A 20,628-nucleotide genomic window follows, 5' to 3' on the forward strand; every position below is an offset into this window, starting at 1 on the left:
TGACGGGACATTACACCCTAAATAAATAGCCAATAAAGCAAAATTCACATTAACCGCGTAAAATAACGGCAATCCATTTTACCGCGAAAAATATGTAGAATTTTCAAACGTAAATCGTTTTACTTCACTCACTTTACAGAGACAGGACGCGTATGGCGAACAGTGCGATGAGCGTGGTTATCCTTGCCGCAGGCAAAGGCACCCGCATGTATTCCGATCTTCCAAAAGTGTTGCACACGCTTGCCGGCAAGCCGATGGTGCAGCATGTGATTGATGCGGCGACAAAGGTCGGTGCCCAGCGTGTACATCTGGTATACGGCCACGGCGGCGATCTGCTTAAACAAACCCTGAATAATGATGCCGTGAACTGGGTTTTGCAGGCCGAGCAACTGGGAACCGGCCATGCTATGCAGCAAGCCGCGCCGTTCTTCGCGGATGACGAAGACATTCTGATGCTCTACGGCGACGTACCGCTGATTTCTACCGATACCCTGGCGCGCCTGAAGGATGCTAAACCGCAAGGCGGTATTGGCCTGTTGACGGTCAAACTTGACGATCCGACCGGCTATGGCCGTATTACTCGTGAAAACGGGCAGGTAACGGGCATTGTTGAACATAAAGACGCCAGCGACGAACAGCGCCAGATTAATGAAATCAATACCGGTATTTTGATTGCCAACGGCGCGGATTTAAAACGCTGGCTGTCAAAACTGACTAACGATAACGCCCAGGGCGAATATTACATTACCGATATTATCGCCCTCGCCTGGCAGGAAGGGCGCGAAATCGCCGCCGTACATCCTGACCGCTTAAGCGAAGTGGAAGGCGTGAATAACCGCCTGCAGCTGGCGCGTCTTGAGCGTGTGTATCAGTCCGAACAGGCAGAAAAATTGCTGCTGGCAGGCGTGATGCTGCGCGATCCGGCGCGTTTCGATCTGCGTGGCGAATTAACCCACGGGCGCGACGTTGAAATTGATACTAATGTGATTATCGAAGGCAACGTTATCCTGGGCAACCGGGTAAAAATCGCTGCGGGCTGTATCATTAAAAACAGCGTGATTGGCGATGACTGTGAAATCAGCGCTTACTCTGTAGTAGAAGATTCGCGACTTGATGCCGCCTGTACCATCGGTCCATTTGCGCGTTTGCGTCCCGGCGCGGAACTCGAAGAAGGCGCGCATGTTGGCAACTTCGTGGAAATGAAAAAAGCGCGTCTCGGTAAAGGGTCCAAAGCCGGCCATCTTTCCTATTTAGGCGATGCGGAAATCGGCGCGAATGTGAATATTGGCGCGGGCACCATTACCTGTAATTACGATGGCGCGAATAAACACAAAACCATTATTGGCGACGATGTGTTTGTCGGTTCCGACACGCAACTGGTTGCGCCGGTAACCGTAGCGCGCGGCGTGACCATCGGCGCGGGCACCACGGTTACCCGTAATATCGAAGAAAATGAATTAGTCATCAGCCGCGTGAAGCAGACCCATATTCAGGGCTGGCAGCGTCCGGTGAAGAAAAAATAATTATCCTTGCTGTAAAGCGAGGCCGGGGTGAGAGGAAGCCATAATTCCTCCGCCCCAAAAGCAGTACCACAATAATAACCCCACTCTCTACAAGGCTCGGGGCGCTCGAAAAGAGCAACAAAGGTCGACTGACAACCTATGGCATATCGCCATTATCAGGAAACAAAACTATGTGTGGAATTGTTGGCGCAGTCGCGCAGCGTGATATTGCAGAAATCCTTCTCGAAGGATTACGCCGTCTGGAATACCGTGGTTATGACTCTGCGGGACTTGCGGTTATCAACAGCAGCGGAGAGATGACGCGTTTACGTCGTCTTGGCAAAGTTCAGATGCTGGCGCAAGCCGCACAGGAACAGCCTCTGCATGGCGGTACGGGCATTGCCCATACCCGTTGGGCGACCCACGGCGAACCGTCGGAAATTAACGCACACCCGCATGTGTCCGATCACATTGTGGTTGTTCACAACGGCATCATTGAAAACCATGAGCCGCTGCGCGAGCTGTTGCAGGCGCGCGGATACGAATTTGCTTCCCAGACCGATACCGAAGTCATCGCGCATCTGGTGCACTGGGAGCTGGAGCAGGGCGGCACCCTGCGTGATGCGGTTCTGCGCGCTATCCCGCAACTGCGCGGCGCATACGGCACCGTTATCGTCGACACCCGCAATCCGGACGTGCTGCTGGCCGCGCGTTCTGGTAGCCCGCTGGTTATCGGCCTCGGTATGGGTGAAAACTTTATCGCGTCCGATCAACTGGCGCTTTTGCCAGTGACCCGTCGCTTTATCTTCCTGGAAGAAGGCGATATCGCGGAAGTGACTCGCCGCAACGTCACCATCTTCGATAACAAAGGCGAAGAAGTTAAACGTCAGGATATCGAATCCAACCTGCAATATGACGCGGGCGACAAAGGCGTTTACCGCCACTACATGCAAAAAGAGATCTACGAGCAGCCGAACGCGATCAAAAACACCCTGACCGGGCGCATCAGCCACGGCGAAGTGGATTTAAGCGAGCTCGGCCCTCAGGCTAACGATCTGCTCTCGCAGGTTGAGCATATCCAGATCGTGGCCTGCGGCACCTCCTATAACTCCGGTATGGTGTCGCGCTACTGGTTCGAAGCGCTGGCGGGCGTCTCCTGCGATGTCGAAATCGCCTCTGAATTCCGCTATCGCAAATCTGCGGTACGCCGCAACAGCCTGATGATTACCCTGTCTCAGTCTGGCGAAACTGCCGATACCCTGGCAGCACTGCGCCTGTCTAAAGAGCTGGGCTATCTGGGCTCGCTGGCGGTGTGCAACGTTCCGGGCTCTTCGCTGGTGCGTGAATCCGATCTGGCGCTGATGACCAAAGCGGGCACCGAAATCGGCGTGGCCTCTACCAAAGCCTTCACCACTCAACTAACGGTGCTGTTGATGCTGGTGGCGAAGCTGGCCCGCCTGAAGGGCCTGGATGCCTCTGTCGAGCACGATATTGTGCACGGCCTACAGGCATTGCCGAGCCGTATCGAGCAGATGCTGTCCCAGGACAAGCGCATCGAAGCGCTGGCGGAAGATTTCTCCGACAAGCATCACGCCCTGTTCCTGGGCCGTGGCGATCAGTATCCGATCGCCCTGGAAGGCGCGCTGAAGCTGAAAGAGATCTCTTATATTCACGCGGAAGCCTATGCCGCTGGCGAGCTGAAACACGGCCCGCTGGCGCTGATTGACGCCGATATGCCGGTTATTGTGGTGGCACCGAACAACGAACTGCTGGAAAAACTGAAATCTAACATCGAAGAAGTGCGCGCCCGTGGCGGCCAGCTGTACGTCTTCGCCGATCAGGATGCCGGTTTCTCCAGCAGCGACAACATGCACATCATCGAGATGCCGCATGTGGAAGAGGTGATTGCGCCGATCTTCTATACCGTTCCGTTGCAGTTACTGGCCTACCATGTGGCGCTGATCAAAGGCACCGACGTAGACCAGCCGCGTAACCTCGCAAAATCCGTTACTGTAGAATAATCCCGCAAGCCTCACTGTCATGGTGAGGCTTTCTTTTTTGGCTGGTTTTTATCCAAAAAAATCCCCGTTTTTTTATGACAATGCGTCATCCCGAACTACCTTTAATCTTGTCACAAAAATAAAATTTTACGGCAATAGCGCTGTCATAATTGTGATTATGTCTTTGATAAATAGAGTTTTTCTGGTTGATAATTTCATGAGATTTCCCTTGTCATAAAACTGTCATAATTCGTACATTTAACTGTCACCAAAGTGTCCTATTTTGCTCATCGTAGCCACTAAACAATGAATTACGATCCAGCAGGAGACATTATGAAAGTTATGCGTACCACCGTCGCAACTGTTGTCGCCGCGACCTTATCGATGAGCGCTTTTGCCGTTAATGCTGCGGCGAGCCTGACTGGCGCCGGTGCAACCTTCCCTGCGCCGGTGTATGCCAAATGGGCAGATACCTACCAGAAGTCCACGGGCAGCAAAGTGAACTATCAGGGTATCGGCTCCTCCGGCGGCGTTAAGCAAATCATTGCGAATACCGTTGATTTTGGTGCCTCTGATGCGCCGCTGAGCGACGAAAAACTCCAGCAGGAAGGCCTGTTCCAGTTCCCGACCGTGATTGGCGGTGTGGTGTTGGCGGTGAATCTTCAGGGCGTGAAATCCGGTGAACTGGTGCTGGATGGTAAAACCCTGGGTGATATCTACCTGGGCAAAATCAAAAAATGGGATGACGAAGCGATCGCTAAACTCAACCCTGGCCTGAAACTGCCGTCTCAGAACATCGCCGTGGTGCGTCGTGCTGACGGTTCCGGTACCTCCTTCGTGTTCACCAGCTACCTGGCGAAAGTTAACGAAGAGTGGAAATCCAAAGTAGGTTCAGGCTCTACCGTAAACTGGCCGACCGGTCTGGGCGGTAAAGGCAACGACGGCATCGCCGCCTTCGTACAGCGTCTGCCAGGGTCTATCGGCTATGTAGAATACGCTTACGCTAAGCAGAACAACCTGGCGTACACCAAACTGGTTTCCGCTGACGGCAAACCGGTCAGCCCGACCGAAGAGAGCTTCTCTAACGCTGCTAAAGGCGTGGACTGGAGCAAATCCTTCGCGCAGGACCTGACGAACCAGAAAGGTGACGAGGCGTGGCCGATTACCTCCACCACCTTCATCCTGCTTCACAAAGAGCAGAAGAAACCGGAACAGGGTGCTGAAGTGCTGAAGTTCTTCGACTGGGCCTTTAAAGATGGTGCGAAACAGGCCAATGACCTGGATTACGCCAGCCTGCCGGACAGCGTGGTTGAGCAGATTCGTGCTGCATGGAAAACCAACGTGAAAGACAGCAGCGGTAAAGCGTTGTACTGATTTGCCCCTGAGTCGGTGGGAAGAAATTTCCGGCCGACTGACAATGGGTAATGGCAATACCCTGAAAACTGGCGATAATGCCGGTTTTCAGGGTTCTGACAAAAGAGTGAATTATGGCTGCCACTAAGCCTGCATTTACCCCTCCGGGGAAAAACGGTGACATGATATTCAGCGCGCTGGTAAAACTGGCTGCGCTGATTGTGCTATTGCTGATGGGCGGCATTATCGTGTCCCTGGTCATCTCCTCATGGCCAAGCATTCAAAAATTCGGCTTCTCATTCCTGTGGACCAAAGAGTGGGATGCCCCGAATGACATCTACGGCGCATTAGTGCCGATCTACGGAACCCTGGTAACCTCGTTTATCGCCCTGCTGATTGCGGTGCCGGTGAGCTTTGGTATCGCCCTGTTCCTGACCGAGCTGGCCCCAAACTGGCTGAAGCGCCCGCTGGGTATCGCGATTGAGCTGCTGGCGGCTATTCCGAGTATCGTTTACGGCATGTGGGGCCTGTTTATCTTCGCCCCGCTGTTCGCCACTTATTTCCAGGAGCCGGTGGGCAATGTGCTCTCCACTATTCCGTTTGTTGGCGCGCTGTTCTCCGGCCCGGCGTTCGGTATCGGTATCCTGGCCGCAGGCGTCATCCTCGCCATCATGATCATTCCGTACATTGCCGCGGTAATGCGTGATGTATTTGAGCAAACGCCGGTGATGATGAAAGAGTCGGCCTACGGCATCGGCTGCACCACCTGGGAAGTGATCTGGCGTATCGTGCTGCCGTTCACCAAAAACGGCGTGATCGGTGGCGTGATGCTCGGGCTGGGCCGCGCGCTGGGCGAAACCATGGCGGTGACCTTTATCATCGGCAACACCTACCAGCTCGACAGCGCCTCGCTGTATATGCCGGGCAACAGTATTACCTCCGCGCTGGCCAACGAATTCGCCGAAGCGGAATCCGGTCTGCACGTGGCAGCGTTGATGGAACTGGGCCTGATCCTGTTCGTGATTACCTTTATTGTGCTGGCGATTTCTAAAGTCATGATTATGCGTCTGGCGAAAAACGAGGGGGCACGCTAATGGCGACCATCGAATTGCAATCCTCTCAGGAACTGGCGGAATCGCGCCGCAAAATGCAGGCGCGTCGCCGCGCTAAAAACCGCATTGCCCTGACGCTGTCGATGGCCACCATGGCCTTCGGCCTGTTCTGGCTGATCTGGATTTTGTTCTCGACAATTACCCGCGGCTTTGACGGGATGTCGCTGGCGCTGTTCACCGAAATGACCCCGCCGCCGAATACCGCTGGCGGCGGTCTGGCCAACGCCCTGGCGGGCAGTGGGTTACTGATCCTGTGGGCGACCGTATTTGGTACGCCGCTGGGCATCATGGCGGGTATTTATCTGGCCGAATATGGCCGTAAATCCTGGCTCGCCGAAGTGATCCGCTTTATTAACGATATTCTGCTCTCCGCACCATCGATTGTGGTCGGCCTGTTTGTCTACACCATCGTAGTGGCGCAGATGGAGCACTTTTCCGGCTGGGCTGGCGTGATCGCGCTGGCGCTGCTGCAAATTCCTATCGTTATCCGTACCTCCGAGAACATGCTGAAGCTGGTGCCGGATAGCCTGCGTGAAGCGGCCTATGCATTGGGCACGCCGAAGTGGAAGATGATTTCCGCAATTACCCTGAAAGCCTCGGTCTCCGGGATTATCACCGGCGTTCTGCTGGCAGTAGCGCGTATTGCGGGTGAAACGGCTCCGCTGCTGTTTACCGCGTTGTCCAACCAGTTCTGGAGCACCGATATGATGCAGCCTATCGCTAACCTGCCGGTGACCATCTTTAAATTCGCCATGAGCCCGTTCGCCGAATGGCAACAGCTGGCCTGGGCCGGGGTACTGATTATTACCCTCTGCGTCCTGTTACTGAACATCCTTGCGCGCGTACTGTTCGCGAAGAGCAAACACGGTTAATTACTGCGGCGCGGCGGATGCGGCGTCGATGAGGAAAAGAAGACGATGAGTATGGTTGAACACACCCCCGGTAAAATTCAGGTTCGTGATTTGAACTTCTATTACGGGAAATTCCATGCCCTGAAAAATATCAGTCTGGATATCGCCAAAAACGAAGTGACGGCATTTATCGGCCCGTCAGGCTGCGGCAAATCCACGCTGCTGCGCACCTTCAACAAAATGTTTGAGCTTTACCCGGAGCAGCGCGCGGAAGGCGAGATCCTGCTGGATGGTGAAAACATCCTGAACCACGCCCAGGACATCGCGCTGCTGCGCGCTAAAGTCGGGATGGTTTTCCAGAAGCCGACGCCGTTCCCGATGTCGATTTACGACAACATCGCCTTCGGCGTCCGCCTGTTTGAAAAGCTGTCGCGCAGCGATATGGACGAGCGCGTACAGTGGGCTTTGACCAAAGCCGCATTATGGAATGAAACCAAGGATAAATTACACCAGAGTGGGTACTCTCTCTCAGGTGGTCAGCAGCAGCGTTTGTGCATCGCGCGCGGTATTGCCATCCGCCCGGAAGTCCTGTTGCTGGATGAACCCTGTTCGGCGCTCGACCCAATCTCAACGGGCCGTATTGAAGAGTTGATCACCGAGCTGAAGCAGGATTACACCGTGGTTATCGTGACGCACAACATGCAGCAGGCAGCGCGTTGTTCTGACCATACTGCGTTTATGTATCTTGGCGAATTGATCGAGTTCAGCAACACGGATGACATCTTTACCAAGCCGAAGATGAAGCAAACGGAAGATTACATTACTGGCCGCTACGGTTGATGGGGAGTTAACCATGGACAATCTGAATCTCAACAAACATATTTCCGGTCAGTTTAATGCGGAGCTGGAACATATCCGCACCCAGGTGATGACGATGGGCGGGCTGGTGGAACAACAGCTCTCTGACGCAATTACCGCTATGCACAATCAGGACGGCGAGCTGGCGAAGCGCGTTATTGACGGCGACCAGCAGGTCAACATGATGGAAGTCGCCATTGATGAAGCCTGCGTGCGCATCATTGCTAAACGCCAGCCCACCGCCAGCGACCTGCGCCTGGTGATGGCGATCATCAAGACCATCGCCGAGCTGGAGCGCATTGGTGACGTGGCTGACAAGATTTGCCGCACCGCGCTGGAGAAATTCTCCCAACAGCATCAGCCGCTGTTAGTGAGCCTGGAATCCCTGGGCCGCCATACCGTTCAGATGCTGCACGATGTGCTGGACGCCTTCGCCCGTATGGATCTGGACGAAGCGGTACGGATTTACCGCGAAGATAAAAAAGTGGACCAGGAGTATGAGGGCATCGTGCGTCAGTTGATGACCTATATGATGGAAGATTCGCGCACCATCCCAAGCGTACTGACCGCCCTGTTCTGCGCCCGCTCTATCGAGCGTATCGGCGACCGCTGCCAGAATATTTGCGAATACATTTTCTACTTCGTGAAGGGCCAGGATTTCCGTCACGTCGGCGGGGATGAGCTGGATAAGCTGCTAGCGGGCAAAGACCCGAAAGAGTAAAACAATAACGCCAGCGTCCGCTGGCGTTTTTCATTCAGACTATTCAGTAATATCCCAACCGCGCGCGCGCCACAGTTCAGGCAGCTGCGACAGCGCGGTAAACGACGTCACTTTCGGGTGGTCGATCGGCTTGTTATGCGGATCTGCGCAGAAGTAGTACACCTCCATGCCCGCCGCCACACCGGCCATCGCGCCCGCTGACGAGTCATCTACCAGCACGCAGTTTTTCACATCGACCTGCATCGCATCGGCCGCGTGGTGCATAATCGCCGGGTCCGGCTTCCAGCGTTGAATGTCATACCCGCTGTACAGCAGATCCGGGAAGTGGTCGAGCATGCCGGTTTTACCCAGTGAGTGCTGCATTTTGGTGACCGGGCCGTTAGAGACGATACACATCGGCACTTTCATCTTTTTCAGCAATTCCGCTGCGCCTTCAATTTCTACCAGTTCGCTCTCAAACAGTCTGGCAACTTCGGCGCGATACACGGCTTCCAGATCGGCTTTGTTCAGATTCACGCCGTGCTGATTGCTGATGGTATCGATGATCTCGTAGAGCTTTATCCCCTTGAAGGTCTTATGTACCTCCTCCAGATCGAGCTGGATGCCATATTGCGCAAACATATGCACGTAAGCTTTAGAGCAGATCACTTCACTGTCGACCAACGTGCCATCACAGTCAAAAAATACCGCATCAATCCGGGACATGCCGTTTCCTTTGTTAAGAATGAAACAGCATTTTACCTGATTGCGCAAATTTTTGCGCCGCGCAAACGATCCCGTCTAAGCAAAATCAATGAAAAAAAGTCTGTGATAGCCGTCAAACTGACGCTTTTTTGGTATAGGATAACCGGCGAATTTTCCCTCCTCATGTTCGGAAACTGATAATGAGCCAACAAAACGCTACTCCGGCTTCGCAACCGGGGGTGCTTGAGCGCGTGTTTAAACTGCGTGAACACGGCACAACCGCCCGTACCGAAGTGATTGCCGGTATCACGACTTTCCTGACGATGGTGTATATCGTTTTTGTTAACCCGCAGATTCTGGGCGCGGCTGGCATGGATACCAGCGCCGTCTTTGTTACCACCTGTCTGATTGCCGCCTTCGGCAGTATTTTGATGGGCTTATTTGCCAACCTGCCGGTGGCGCTGGCACCGGCGATGGGTCTTAATGCCTTTTTCGCATTTGTGGTGGTTGGCGCGATGGGGCTTTCCTGGCAAATCGGCATGGGCGCGATTTTCTGGGGCGCGGTCGGCCTGCTGATCCTGACTATTTTCCGTGTGCGTTACTGGATGATTGCCAATATTCCGGTCAGCCTGCGTGTGGGCATCACCAGCGGTATCGGTCTGTTTATCGGCATGATGGGCCTGAAAAATGCCGGGATTATTGTGGCGAACCCGGAAACGCTGGTCACTATCGGCAATCTGACCTCCCATTCCACGCTGCTGGGTGCGCTGGGCTTCTTTATCATCGCTGTTCTGGCGTCGCGTAATATTCACGCTGCGGTGCTGGTCTCTATTGTTGTTACCACTCTGCTGGGCTGGATGCTGGGCGATGTGCAGTACCACGGGATTGTTTCCGCGCCGCCGAACGTGATGAGTGTGGTGGGTCAGGTTGATCTGGCAGGCTCGCTGAACATCGGCCTGGCTGGGGTGATTTTCTCGTTTATGCTGGTTAACCTGTTTGACTCCTCCGGTACGCTGATTGGCGTGACGGATAAAGCAGGCCTGACCGATGAAAAAGGCCGCTTCCCGCGCATGAAACAGGCGCTGTATGTGGACAGTATCTCGTCGGTGACTGGTTCGTTTATCGGTACGTCGTCAGTGACCGCTTACATTGAATCGTCTTCCGGCGTTTCCGTGGGTGGCCGTACCGGCCTCACCGCAGTGATCGTCGGCTTTCTGTTCCTGCTGGTGATTTTCCTGTCACCGCTGGCGGGCATGGTACCGGGCTATGCGGCGGCAGGTGCCCTGATTTACGTGGGCGTGCTGATGACTTCAAGCCTGGCGCGCGTGAAGTGGGATGACCTGACGGAAGCGGTTCCGGCGTTTATCACCGCCGTGATGATGCCGTTTAGCTTTTCTATCACGGAAGGCATCGCGCTGGGCTTTATCTCCTACTGCGTGATGAAAGTGTTCACCGGTCGTTTACGTGACCTGAGCGCCTGTGTGGTGGTGGTGGCGCTGCTGTTCACCCTGAAAATCGTGTTTATTGACGCGCATTAATCAACAAGGGCCAGCATTGCTGGCCCTTTTCACTTCAGTTACGCACTCGCTGAATATACTCGCCAAACGCCGTTAACTGCCCGGTCAGATGGTCCAGGGTGCTCTGGTCAATTACTTCACCCGTCTGGGTATCCACCTTGTTCTGAATCACCCCGCCCATAAATTCCGGCTTGTTCATCACCATGGCGTCGAGGAATACCAGGATCTGGCGCAGATGATACTGGCAGCGCGCGCCGCCAATGGCACCCATTGAGCTGGTCTGGATCAATACCGGCTTGCCCGCCAGCGGCTGGTTGGGCAGGCGCGACAGCCAGTCGATGGCGTTCTTTAGGCCGCCCGGCACCGAATAATTATATTCCGGGGTGACAATCACCACGCCATCGGCGTCGCGGATTTGGGCTGCTATCGCTTCCACACTTTGCGGAAAGCCTTCGCCCTGCTGGATATCGGCGTCGTATAGTGGAATGTCGGCGATAGTCGGCAGCGCGGTGATGTTCATTCCTGCTGGTGCCAGCTTCGGCAGCGTACGCGCAACCATGGCGTTAAATGAGCCCTTACGCAGGCTCCCCAGTAATGTCACAACTTTTAGCGATTCAGACATGATGACTCCCTGACGTTACGGAATGCGAAGTATTGAGTATATGAACTTTTTCTGTCGGCAGACTGGTAAAACGCATCAGGCGAGAAGCCTCATCGTTGCGGCGGCTGGGGATGTCCGGCAGGATTTTCCAGTTCTGCTGGTGGTATTGCCAGAGCGTCAGTTTCTCGATAGCGGGTGAGACGGCGACCGACCAAATCAGGATCTCTTCCGCGTCGCAAATCGATTCCACCTGCGGGCAATTGATCACCCGTAATTTCCCGGCGGCGGGCTGGAGCTGCACCGTATCTGAGGTTTCATCCTTTTCACCCATCATTTTCAACAGGCTGTGACGTAACGTCACCAACTGGGTTTTGGCTTCGGTGGCATCGTGCTGCCTGGCGATCCACGTTGACTCATTGCTGGTAAACGGAAACGCCTGGTCGCCAGTATTGGGAAGCGAAAACCCGCGCGTGGTGCGCTGAAGCGCCATATCCAGGCCGCAACGTCCTTCCGTGGTCAGCGCGACGCCTACCATATTTCCGGCGTAAGCGATGGAGAAATCCGCCAGCTCGCGATCCCGGAACTGCGGTTTTCCCGGCGGGGAAACGTGAATAGAGGGAAGGGTTTTCATGCCAAAAAAGCGGAACATCATCTCGGCGAGCAACGAACGGGAAGCTAAAAAGCGCTGGCGACGATGTTCGGGTAACTGTTGCGCCTGCTCAAGACTTGCAGCGCACAGTCGTGGAGATAAGGGGGTGTCGGGGCTTAACAGTCCTCGAACAAAATGCGTTGCCATTTGTCGCTCCGTGATAATGGTCTGAGTGGGGAAACGATAATCAACGTTATCGCGTATACTTCTTTAGGTTTTAATGCGGTTTAACGTATGTGAAAAGCCCGAAGCATTCACTTTTACAAATAATTTAGACAAGGGTGACGATTATCCGCATTTTCAGGGTGTTTCACTCATCCAAATTCCTAACAGGACGATCCTCCTCAGGAGCCTCAGATTGCGAGGAAGATGAGTGGATCAACGATTTTCCCCAGAGCGGTTTTATGGCGTCCCTTGCGCCACTGTAAGGAGCGAGCTGGTTACTGGCCTGTTGCTGGGCGATGAATGCTTCAATATGCGCAATACCCTCTTTAACGCGATTGTGGTAACGCTGCAAAGAGATATGACTGCTTCCTTTCGGCATTTTTAAGTGTTTATCTTCTTTAATTTTATTGTAAACCCCGTCTTTGATTTTCATCGCATCCCCGTTGGGGATACCCCGTTTGAGATCAAAGCACTTTAGCCCTGCAAGCCACGCCTCCACGCTAACTTTCTCCGTACGTTTTCCATTATGCCTCATCAGCAACACTTTATTTTGCATATACCATTTTTCAAATACAGCCAGGCTATCTGCATCCCGTTCACGGGATGATTCCCGTGGCGGGGTAAACAAGTAATGGTTGGAAGCATAGCCTTTCTTTTCCTCATCGGAGACGGGCGTGGGTAAACCCTGAGATTTATCGGCTGCCGCTTTGCCATAGATCCGCTCAAGGCAGCCGGCAAGAAATTTCGTGGCGTCCTCAAGGCTATTTTTCTGTATAAGTTCGAGAAGGTTTTCTCTGAGAATAGCTATCTGGCAATAATCATCATTCCATTGCTGATTAGCCTGGCTCTCGCTCTGGGCGGCGTCGGTGGGCGGCACAACGGTAAGAAACTTCCACCGAAAAGGCGTCCACTGTGGGGCTTTGAGGTAATCCATAATATTCCAGAGCCAGTCGCAAACCTGCTTCGCTGCCGCTTTGCGGTAGAGTTCGAGCAGATGTTCTGCCTCACGGTCATCGGCATCATTTTGCACACCGCGGATAAACTCCTCTCTGTGCTGCTTAAGGACTTTGTAGATCTCCTTAAAAGCGTAGTTATCGCTGATTGTGGGCAAAGGGTTATATATTTGCAGCCCTTCAAATCGTGAAAGCCAGCCAGGTAAAACGAGGGGCTGGTTGCGGTAGGTATAAACTAATTGAAAAACAGCCTCAGCCAGCAGCGCCAGCGGATCGATATCAAACCAGGCATTAAGTTTCGCAATCAGTACGTCAGCACAGGAGTAGGCAATAGAAAGATCCTGATGGCAATAACCTTGCCTTATCTCCACCGGAATCGGTTCACTGCTGGCCTTTGCCTTAAGCAAAATGTCTATCAGCTCGTTATTAATAAACGCGCTTTCAGCCATGAGTGATCGGCTGAAGTGGCCCTGCCAGCTTTCTGGCTGTTTATTAATTTGCCCCCAGGTTTTCATACTGACCTGGTTGTTATCGAAGCCGTCATAAAGCCGGCGCATAAATGCCAACGCATAAAGTACGTCGTCGGCAGGTTTTTCCTTTTCACCAATACCATGATGATCGCTTTTAAAAATCTCGGCTATCTGGTCCTTTTTAGCGCAAAGGATAGCGAGCAAACGGTGTTGTTCAGCAAACCAACCATGCCAGTCCGGGTCCTGGCCCAGTTGCCGCGCCTTAAACATCAGCAGTAAGAGCTGTTCACTTATCGCATCATAAATCTCAGCAAATGGAGGCCGATCGGCGCTAAGTGTACGGGTCAGTTCTGTACTCAGGTTTTTCATCGCCACTAATCCTTTTTTGTGACTTTCATCACAAATTTTTGTCGACGTGTTTTTCTCAAAATTAGCCGTAATTTGCCATGTTAAACCAGATGAGAAAATGGAATTTCATAGAAAATAAATTTTAAAATCTTAAAGCAAAAATGGTTGAGTTTTTTGTTTATTGAAATTGGATTATTAATCAAAATACCAATATATGTGATTTATTTTTTTGAATTATCGATTTAAATGTCAAATTGTAACTTATTTTTGTTAATTTGATTTATTTTATATTTTTCATCACTATTCATCTCGCAGGGCAATGCGGCTCTGAATTTAAAAAGAGGTGAATACCATGTTTGATGATCTCATTGATTTTGTTTGTGAAAACCCGTTTACATCACTTGCTGTTGCGGCTGCAACGGTAGCGACAGGCGGTCTGGCGCTAGCGGCGGCTCCGGCCATCGGTGCGGCGGCCAGCGCCGCAGGGTTGGGCGTGGCGGGGGGAACGCTGAGCGGTGCGGCAGCATCGTCTGCGGGTCTGGCCGCTTTAGGTGGCGGTAGTCTGGCGTCAGGTGGGTTAGGTATGGCAGGAGGAAAGGCCGTTGTTGCCACGCTTGGTGCTGTATCAGGCGGAAGCGCATCAGGCGCTATCGCTAAACTGTCGTCCGGTGAATAATTAGGGGGAAGAACAATGTCTCTGTTTTCAGCGCCGCTTCGTGAGTGGAACCATAATAAAATTATACGGTTAACCAGTGCGGGTTTTAGTGATGACACAATTGCCAGCGCCATTAATGACGACCTGAGAGGTCGTCAGCTCCCGGTAGAGGTTACCCTGACAGGAACGGATATCACCTCTTATAAAACTATCGCCGGGCTGGCCGGAGATTACTCTCTGATTTCTGAGTCTAAAATCAGAGCGCTCTGCGATGTTCCTGAACCTGGACACTTACCAACATGACAGAAAGATGGAAGAATAATCCTGCAAGTGCAGGATTATTCGTTCCTCTACAAGCTGTGTCACTTACCAATACAAAAACTGGAAAAAATCCGTCCCAGTAAATCATCAGACGTAAATTCCCCGGTGATTTCACTCAGGCTCTGCTGGGCGAGGCGCAGTTCTTCCGCCAGTAGTTCACCCGCCCAGGCCCCCAGCAGTTGTGCTTTGCCTTGCTCCAGATGCTGGGCAGCGGTTTCCAGCGCCTGCAAATGACGGCGGCGCGCCAGGAAGCCGCCTTCCATATTGGTGTCAAAGCCCATGCTGCGTTTGAGGTGGTCGCGCAGCACGTCTACGCCATTGCCGGTACGCGCCGACAGACGAATAAGTGAGTGACCATTCACTTCGCTTAGCCCCTGAGGCTCGCCAGTCATATCCGCTTTGTTACGCACCACGGTAATCGGCAATTTTTCCGGTAAGCGGGCGATAAAATCAGGCCAAATCGCCGCCGGATCGGTGGCGTCGGTGGTGGTGCCATCCACCATAAACAGCACCCGGTCCGCCTGCTCGATTTCCTGCCAGGCGCGCTCAATGCCGATGCGTTCTACCTCATCGCTGGCTTCGCGCAGACCGGCGGTATCGATGATATGCAGCGGCATTCCGTCAATATGGATATGCTCGCGCAGCACGTCGCGGGTCGTCCCGGCGATATCAGTGACAATCGCCGCCTCACGGCCTGCCAGCGCGTTTAACAGGCTGGATTTCCCGGCATTCGGACGACCGGCGATCACAACTTTCATCCCTTCGCGCAGCAGGCTACCCTGGCGCGCTTCGGCGCGTACCGCGTCCAGATCGGCCATGACGTCGTTGAGTTGTGCTTCAATTTTGCCGTCAGAAAGAAAGTCGATTTCTTCATCCGGGAAGTCGATGGCCGCTTCCACGTAGATTCGCAGGTGAGTAAGTGCTTCCACTAACTGATTTACGCGGGTGGAAAACGCACCCTGTAGCGAATTAAGCGCCGAACGCGCCGCCTGTTCGGAGCTGGCGTCGATCAGGTCGGCAATCGCTTCCGCCTGGGCTAAATCGAGTTTATCGTTCAGGAATGCGCGCTCGGAGAACTCGCCGGGCTTCGCGATACGTACGCCGGGGAGGGTCAGGATGCGCTTTAACAGCAGGTCGAGGATCACCGGGCCGCCGTGGCCCTGTAATTCCAGCACGTCTTCGCCGGTAAAGGAGTTGGGGCCAGGAAACCACAGGGCGATACCCTGATCGAGCGCCGTATTATCCACATCGCGAAACGGCAGATAGTCGGCATAGCGCGGCTTCGGCAGTTTGCCCAGCACCGCCAGCGCTACGTCGCGCGCTTTCAGGCCGGAGATACGCAGAATGCCCACACCGCCACGTCCCGGAGGGGTGGCCTGGGCGACGATAGTGTCGTTATGGCTCATGAAATTTCTCTGTGGTTTCTGTCTGTTAACACTGAACAATAAAAAAGGCGGTCTATCGACCGCCTTCCATATTAGCTTTTACCGACTATCGGATTAAGAGCTTTTCTTCTCGCGGCTGTGTAGGCCACGTTTCTCCAGACCACGATAAATCAGCTGCTGCTGAAGGATGGTCACCAGGTTGCTTACGATATAGTACAGCACCAGACCTGACGGGAACCACAGGAAGAAGACCGTAAAGATGACCGGCATAAAGGTCATGATCTTCTGCTGCATCGGGTCGGTCACGGTGGTCGGCGACATCTTCTGGATGAAGAACATCGTCACGCCCATCAGGATCGGCAGAATGTAGTACGGGTCCTGGGCTGACAAGTCATGGATCCATAGTGCGAACGGCGCATGGCGCAGCTCTACGGAACCCATCAGCATGTAGTACAGCGCAAGGAAGATAGGCATCTGAATCAACAGCGGGAAGCAGCCACCCAGCGGGTTCACTTTTTCCGACTTGTACAGCGCCATCATTTCCTGGCTGATACGTTGTTTATCATCGCCCAGACGCTCGCGCATGGCCTGAATCTTCGGCTGCAGCAAACGCATTTTCGCCATAGAGGTGTACTGCGCTTTGGTCAGCGGGTACATCACGCCACGAACGATAAAGGTGATAGCGATAATCGAGAAGCCCCAGTTGCCCAGGAAGCTGTGGATCCACTTCAGCAGCTTAAACAGCGGCTGAGAGATAAACCACAACCAGCCGTAATCCACGGTTAAATCCAGGTGCGGCGCAACGGCAGCCATTTTATCCTGAATTTCCGGGCCAACCCACAGGGTGCTGCCCAGCGTGCCCGTCTGGCCAGGCTGAACCAGTACCGGTGCAGATTTATAACCAATTGCCGCCACGCCGTTACCCAGGTTAGCGGTATAGAAGTTATTCGCGCCGTCGTTGCGCGGTACCCACGCGGTAGCGAAGTACTGTTGCAGCATCGCAACCCAGCCGCCGTTAGAGCTAACGTTCAGGTTCTCGTTATCGGCGATTTTGTCGAAATTATATTTTTCGTACTTCTCGTCCGGGGTAGAGAACGCCGCGCCACGGAAAGTATGCAACGCAAAGTTGTTGCTGCCGGTATCACGATGGCTTGGCAGGTTGATGGTCTGCTTCAACTGACCAAAGGTAGACAGCTCAAGCGGCTTCTCACCGGCGTTCTGCACGCTGTAGCCCACGTTCACCGCATATTCACCGCGTTTCAGGGTGAAGGATTTGGTAAAGGTGTTGCCTGCGGCATCGGTCCAGGTCAGCGGGATCACTAACTCATTCTGGCCGTCAGCCATCGCAAAGCTATCGCTCTCAACGTTATACAGCGGACGCGCGCCATTGGCCGGGTTATCCGGGCCGTCGCGGCCAGTCAGGCCACTCTGTGCCTGGTAGATAAACTGCGGCGTGGTTTCCAGCAGTTGGAACGGTTCGTTAGAGCCCAGCTCTTTCGGGTAACCCAAAAGCAGAGCCTGTTCAATATCACCACCACGGGTGTTGATGGTAAGGGACAGGACGTCGGTTTTAACCGTAATGAGTTTCCCCTGGCCACTGGCTGGTACGCCCTGGCTGGCACTACCCGCTGCGGTGGTCGTAGTCTGCGTGGTCTGCTGTTGCTGGGGCTGAGGATTTTTATCCTGCTCCCAGGCTTGCCAGATCATGAAAGACACGAACAACAAAGCGATGAGAAGGAGATTGCGTTGCGAATCCATCGTTAGTGTTCTCTGGTATCAAAAGGTCCTGGCGGGACGGGGTCGTCGCCACCTGGGTGTAAAGGGTGGCATTTTAATACGCGTTTCACTGTCAACCAACTGCCTTTTATCACTCCAAACCTGCGCAATGCCTCAATTCCGTAGTGAGAACAGGTTGGGGTGAAACGGCAGTGCGGCCCGAGAAGCGGACTTATCAGGCGTTGATAGACCCGGATGAGACCTATCAGGACTCGCGAGCCAGGCGACAATGGCGGCGCCATAACTTTTCCAATGCTTCCGAAAGCGCCCGATTATCGAGATCGGCAATACCGCGTTTCGCGACCACCACAAAATCCATCGGTGGGAGTTCATGCTGACGTAAACGAAAGCTTTCACGCGTCAGACGTTTAATCCGATTGCGCTCATGGGCACGTTTTACGTTTTTTTTCGCGACGGTAAGACCGATACGGGGATGCCCCAGCGAGTTAAGGCGGCCGAGGATGGTGATTTGCGGCGTGCCAGCCCGAAGTGGCTGCTGGAAGACGAAAGTGAAATGATTGGGAGTTAACAAACGTAACTCCCTGGGAAATGCGAGCTTAACCACCAGGCGGTTAGCTTTTATTACTTAGAAACGGTCAGACGAGCGCGGCCTTTAGCACGACGACGTGCCAGAACCTGACGACCATTTTTAGTAGCCATACGAGCACGGAAGCCGTGAGAACGGTTGCGCTTCAGTACAGACGGTTGAAAAGTGCGTTTCATGGCGATTTCTACCTAAACTTGAATAAATTCACTGACTTTGCGTATGCGCGGACGGGCTGCCGAACGACTCACGTCGAAGTCATGGATGATTAAAGAGGCCGGATTGTAATAATTGTACACTCCGGAGTCAATTCACTTTCCTTATTTACCGCGCTTTTGCGCCCCGCAGAGCACGAAAAACACGCAGGAAACAGGCCGTAAAATCCGCGCGATAACGCGCCGGGTGGGGAATTATACGGGCATGACAATAAAGTGCAAGGATCCGGCGGGATCCCTGTTAGATCGTTTCTACTGATTTTGTACGATCATCATTAATTTTTCCGATAAAGAGGGCAATAAGACATACGCGGCCTCGCCGATCGTTTACACTTAGTCGGCCCGATCCCCCTGTGGATAAATCAGGAAGAATCTGTGAGAAACAGAAGATCTCTGGCGCGCTTTACGCTATGATCCGCGGTCCCGATCCCGATCCGTTGATCCAGACATCGGGGTAATACCGCAGATAGCGGTTCACGCGCTCCCTTTTCGGGCTTGTCAGCGCGTGTCAACAATCATGAATGTTTCAGTCTTCGTCTATCGACGTTGTTCGAGTGGAGTCCGCCGTGTCACTTTCGCTTTGGCAGCAGTGTCTTGCCCGATTGCAGGATGAGTTACCAGCCACAGAATTCAGTATGTGGATACGCCCCCTACAGGCGGAACTGAGCGACAACACGCTGGCTTTGTATGCGCCAAACCGTTTCGTGCTCGATTGGGTCAGGGATAAGTACCTCAATAATATTAATGGGCTGCTGAATGATTTCTGCGGTGCCGACGCCCCGCTGCTGCGTTTTGAAGTGGGAACCAAGCCCGTGGTGCGCAGTAATGCCATCCCGCCAAGCCAGGCTAAGCCTGCCCAGGTTGCGCCTGCCGCGCCGGCACGTCCGGCCTGGGATAACGTGCCCGCGCCTGCAGAACCGTCATACCGTTCCAACGTTAACGTAAAACATACCTTTGATAATTTTGTTGAGGGTAAATCTAACCAGCTGGCGCGCGCGGCGGCCCGTCAGGTGGCAGATAATCCTGGCGGCGCGTATAACCCGCTGTTCCTTTATGGTGGCACCGGCCTGGGTAAAACCCACCTGCTGCACGCAGTCGGCAACGGCATCATGGCGCGTAAACCCAATGCCAAAGTGGTTTATATGCACTCTGAGCGCTTCGTTCAGGACATGGTGAAAGCGCTGCAAAACAACGCCATCGAAGAGTTCAAACGCTATTACCGTTCGGTGGACGCCCTGCTGATTGACGATATTCAATTCTTCGCCAATAAAGAGCGTTCGCAGGAAGAGTTTTTCCATACCTTTAACGCCCTGCTGGAAGGCAATCAGCAGATCATTCTTACCTCGGATCGTTATCCAAAAGAGATCAACGGGGTGGAGGATCGTCTGAAATCGCGCTTCGGATGGGGGCTGACGGTTGCTATTGAACCGCCTGAGCTAGAAACTCGCGTGGCGATCCTGATGAAAAAGGCCGACGAGAACGACATTCGTCTGCCGGGCGAAGTGGCGTTTTTTATCGCCAAGCGCCTGCGCTCCAACGTGCGTGAACTGGAAGGGGCGCTGAACCGCGTTATCGCCAACGCCAACTTTACCGGGCGGGCGATCACCATCGATTTCGTGCGTGAAGCTCTGCGCGATTTGCTGGCGCTTCAGGAAAAGCTGGTCACCATCGACAATATTCAAAAGACGGTGGCGGAGTATTACAAGATTAAGGTGGCGGATCTGCTCTCCAAACGGCGTTCCCGTTCGGTAGCGCGTCCGCGCCAGATGGCGATGGCGCTGGCCAAAGAGCTGACCAACCACAGTCTGCCGGAAATCGGCGATGCGTTTGGCGGCCGTGACCATACCACGGTTCTCCATGCCTGCCGTAAAATTGAGCAGTTGCGTGAAGAAAGCCATGATATCAAAGAAGATTTCTCCAACTTAATCAGAACATTATCTTCGTGACG

Annotated in this window: 20 protein-coding genes; 11 read left to right on the forward strand and 9 right to left on the reverse strand. The window is 53.5% G+C overall.

Annotation, left to right across the window (positions count from 1 at the left end):
* The first annotated feature begins 152 nt into the window (after window positions 1-152).
* The 7 genes from glmU (at window position 153) to phoU (ending at window position 8,397) form a co-directional block, all read left to right on the forward strand.
* Complete coding sequence (gene glmU / locus RT120_RS18675) at window positions 153-1,523, forward strand: bifunctional UDP-N-acetylglucosamine diphosphorylase/glucosamine-1-phosphate N-acetyltransferase GlmU (protein ID WP_312984983.1); 1,371 nt, start codon at window positions 153-155, stop codon at window positions 1,521-1,523.
* A 170-nt stretch (window positions 1,524-1,693) separates the two neighbouring features.
* Window positions 1,694-3,523, forward strand: coding sequence for a glutamine--fructose-6-phosphate transaminase (isomerizing) (gene glmS, locus RT120_RS18680; protein ID WP_312984985.1), 1,830 nt, complete (start codon window positions 1,694-1,696; stop codon window positions 3,521-3,523).
* Window positions 3,524-3,835: 312 nt separating this feature from the next.
* The gene (gene pstS, locus RT120_RS18685) at window positions 3,836-4,876 is read left to right on the forward strand and encodes a phosphate ABC transporter substrate-binding protein PstS (protein ID WP_312984986.1); all 1,041 of its coding nucleotides are present in this window, start codon (window positions 3,836-3,838) and stop codon (window positions 4,874-4,876) included.
* A 113-nt stretch (window positions 4,877-4,989) separates the two neighbouring features.
* A complete protein-coding gene (gene pstC / locus RT120_RS18690; RefSeq protein ID WP_161658794.1) occupies window positions 4,990-5,949 on the forward strand; it encodes a phosphate ABC transporter permease PstC in 960 nt (319 codons plus the stop codon).
* Window positions 5,949-6,839, forward strand: coding sequence for a phosphate ABC transporter permease PstA (gene pstA, locus RT120_RS18695; protein WP_312984989.1), 891 nt, complete (start codon window positions 5,949-5,951; stop codon window positions 6,837-6,839). The genes pstC and pstA overlap by 1 nt, the downstream gene beginning before the upstream one ends.
* A gap of 45 nt (window positions 6,840-6,884) precedes the next feature.
* Window positions 6,885-7,658: a phosphate ABC transporter ATP-binding protein PstB gene (pstB, locus tag RT120_RS18700; protein ID WP_312984991.1), complete on the forward strand. Its 774-nt coding sequence runs from the start codon at window positions 6,885-6,887 to the stop codon at window positions 7,656-7,658.
* Window positions 7,659-7,671: 13 nt separating this feature from the next.
* The gene (phoU, locus tag RT120_RS18705) at window positions 7,672-8,397 is read left to right on the forward strand and encodes a phosphate signaling complex protein PhoU (protein WP_312984992.1); all 726 of its coding nucleotides are present in this window, start codon (window positions 7,672-7,674) and stop codon (window positions 8,395-8,397) included.
* 39 nt (window positions 8,398-8,436) lie between these two features.
* Here the strand turns inward: phoU and yieH are convergent, their stop codons facing one another.
* A complete protein-coding gene (yieH, locus tag RT120_RS18710; protein WP_312984993.1) occupies window positions 8,437-9,102 on the reverse strand; it encodes a 6-phosphogluconate phosphatase in 666 nt (221 codons plus the stop codon).
* Between the two features lie 179 nt (window positions 9,103-9,281).
* Between yieH and RT120_RS18715 the strand changes: the two genes are divergently transcribed.
* Window positions 9,282-10,619: an NCS2 family permease gene (locus RT120_RS18715; RefSeq protein ID WP_312984995.1), complete on the forward strand. Its 1,338-nt coding sequence runs from the start codon at window positions 9,282-9,284 to the stop codon at window positions 10,617-10,619.
* Window positions 10,620-10,653: 34 nt separating this feature from the next.
* Here the strand turns inward: RT120_RS18715 and RT120_RS18720 are convergent, their stop codons facing one another.
* The 3 genes from RT120_RS18720 to RT120_RS18730 form a co-directional block, all read right to left on the reverse strand.
* Complete coding sequence (locus RT120_RS18720; RefSeq protein ID WP_312984997.1) at window positions 10,654-11,220, reverse strand: NADPH-dependent FMN reductase; 567 nt, start codon at window positions 11,218-11,220, stop codon at window positions 10,654-10,656.
* Window positions 11,213-11,995: a hypothetical protein gene (locus RT120_RS18725; RefSeq protein ID WP_312984999.1), complete on the reverse strand. Its 783-nt coding sequence runs from the start codon at window positions 11,993-11,995 to the stop codon at window positions 11,213-11,215. Before RT120_RS18725 ends, RT120_RS18720 begins: the two co-directional genes overlap by 8 nt.
* Before the next feature lie 163 nt (window positions 11,996-12,158).
* Window positions 12,159-13,805, reverse strand: a complete 1,647-nt coding sequence (locus tag RT120_RS18730; protein WP_312985001.1) for a hypothetical protein — start codon at window positions 13,803-13,805, stop codon at window positions 12,159-12,161.
* A gap of 331 nt (window positions 13,806-14,136) precedes the next feature.
* On the opposite strand from RT120_RS18730, the gene RT120_RS18735 reads away from it, so the two are divergent.
* Window positions 14,137-14,460, forward strand: a complete 324-nt coding sequence (locus tag RT120_RS18735) for a hypothetical protein (RefSeq protein ID WP_312985003.1) — start codon at window positions 14,137-14,139, stop codon at window positions 14,458-14,460.
* 15 nt (window positions 14,461-14,475) lie between these two features.
* The gene (locus RT120_RS18740; RefSeq protein WP_312985005.1) at window positions 14,476-14,742 is read left to right on the forward strand and encodes a hypothetical protein; all 267 of its coding nucleotides are present in this window, start codon (window positions 14,476-14,478) and stop codon (window positions 14,740-14,742) included.
* Window positions 14,743-14,801: 59 nt separating this feature from the next.
* Here the strand turns inward: RT120_RS18740 and mnmE are convergent, their stop codons facing one another.
* The 5 genes from mnmE to rpmH form a co-directional block, all read right to left on the reverse strand.
* Window positions 14,802-16,166, reverse strand: a complete 1,365-nt coding sequence (mnmE, locus tag RT120_RS18745) for a tRNA uridine-5-carboxymethylaminomethyl(34) synthesis GTPase MnmE (RefSeq protein WP_312985007.1) — start codon at window positions 16,164-16,166, stop codon at window positions 14,802-14,804.
* Between the two features lie 93 nt (window positions 16,167-16,259).
* On the reverse strand, window positions 16,260-17,903 hold the full coding sequence (yidC, locus tag RT120_RS18750; RefSeq protein WP_312985009.1) for a membrane protein insertase YidC: 1,644 nt from the start codon (window positions 17,901-17,903) through the stop codon (window positions 16,260-16,262).
* Between the two features lie 2 nt (window positions 17,904-17,905).
* Entirely contained in the window at window positions 17,906-18,163 is a 258-nt protein-coding gene (yidD, locus tag RT120_RS18755) for a membrane protein insertion efficiency factor YidD (RefSeq protein ID WP_072042720.1), read from the reverse strand.
* Window positions 18,127-18,486, reverse strand: a complete 360-nt coding sequence (gene rnpA, locus RT120_RS18760; RefSeq protein WP_002435532.1) for a ribonuclease P protein component — start codon at window positions 18,484-18,486, stop codon at window positions 18,127-18,129. Before rnpA ends, yidD begins: the two co-directional genes overlap by 37 nt.
* A 17-nt stretch (window positions 18,487-18,503) precedes the next feature.
* Window positions 18,504-18,644, reverse strand: coding sequence for a 50S ribosomal protein L34 (gene rpmH, locus RT120_RS18765; RefSeq protein WP_000831330.1), 141 nt, complete (start codon window positions 18,642-18,644; stop codon window positions 18,504-18,506).
* Between the two features lie 602 nt (window positions 18,645-19,246).
* Here rpmH and dnaA point away from each other — a divergent pair.
* Window positions 19,247-20,626, forward strand: a complete 1,380-nt coding sequence (gene dnaA / locus RT120_RS18770) for a chromosomal replication initiator protein DnaA (protein ID WP_312985011.1) — start codon at window positions 19,247-19,249, stop codon at window positions 20,624-20,626.
* The last annotated feature ends 2 nt before the right edge of the window (window positions 20,627-20,628 follow it).

The organism is Atlantibacter sp. (genome assembly GCF_032062175.1).
Taxonomy (GTDB): domain Bacteria; phylum Pseudomonadota; class Gammaproteobacteria; order Enterobacterales; family Enterobacteriaceae; genus Atlantibacter.

Bases quoted from the DNA above. Each gene is read 5' to 3' on its own strand.
- glmU (WP_312984983.1), top strand. From the start codon at position 153: ATGGCGAACAGTGCGATGAGCGTGGTTATCCTTGCCGCAGGCAAAGGC.
- glmS (WP_312984985.1), top strand. From the start codon at position 1,694: ATGTGTGGAATTGTTGGCGCAGTCGCGCAGCGTGATATTGCAGAAATC.
- pstS (WP_312984986.1), top strand. From the start codon at position 3,836: ATGAAAGTTATGCGTACCACCGTCGCAACTGTTGTCGCCGCGACCTTA.
- pstC (WP_161658794.1), top strand. From the start codon at position 4,990: ATGGCTGCCACTAAGCCTGCATTTACCCCTCCGGGGAAAAACGGTGAC.
- pstA (WP_312984989.1), top strand. From the start codon at position 5,949: ATGGCGACCATCGAATTGCAATCCTCTCAGGAACTGGCGGAATCGCGC.
- pstB (WP_312984991.1), top strand. From the start codon at position 6,885: ATGAGTATGGTTGAACACACCCCCGGTAAAATTCAGGTTCGTGATTTG.
- phoU (WP_312984992.1), top strand. From the start codon at position 7,672: ATGGACAATCTGAATCTCAACAAACATATTTCCGGTCAGTTTAATGCG.
- yieH (WP_312984993.1), bottom strand. From the start codon at position 9,102: ATGTCCCGGATTGATGCGGTATTTTTTGACTGTGATGGCACGTTGGTC.
- RT120_RS18715 (WP_312984995.1), top strand. From the start codon at position 9,282: ATGAGCCAACAAAACGCTACTCCGGCTTCGCAACCGGGGGTGCTTGAG.
- RT120_RS18720 (WP_312984997.1), bottom strand. From the start codon at position 11,220: ATGTCTGAATCGCTAAAAGTTGTGACATTACTGGGGAGCCTGCGTAAG.
- RT120_RS18725 (WP_312984999.1), bottom strand. From the start codon at position 11,995: ATGGCAACGCATTTTGTTCGAGGACTGTTAAGCCCCGACACCCCCTTA.
- RT120_RS18730 (WP_312985001.1), bottom strand. From the start codon at position 13,805: ATGAAAAACCTGAGTACAGAACTGACCCGTACACTTAGCGCCGATCGG.
- RT120_RS18735 (WP_312985003.1), top strand. From the start codon at position 14,137: ATGTTTGATGATCTCATTGATTTTGTTTGTGAAAACCCGTTTACATCA.
- RT120_RS18740 (WP_312985005.1), top strand. From the start codon at position 14,476: ATGTCTCTGTTTTCAGCGCCGCTTCGTGAGTGGAACCATAATAAAATT.
- mnmE (WP_312985007.1), bottom strand. From the start codon at position 16,166: ATGAGCCATAACGACACTATCGTCGCCCAGGCCACCCCTCCGGGACGT.
- yidC (WP_312985009.1), bottom strand. From the start codon at position 17,903: ATGGATTCGCAACGCAATCTCCTTCTCATCGCTTTGTTGTTCGTGTCT.
- yidD (WP_072042720.1), bottom strand. From the start codon at position 18,163: ATGGCGCCGCCATTGTCGCCTGGCTCGCGAGTCCTGATAGGTCTCATC.
- rpmH (WP_000831330.1), bottom strand. From the start codon at position 18,644: ATGAAACGCACTTTTCAACCGTCTGTACTGAAGCGCAACCGTTCTCAC.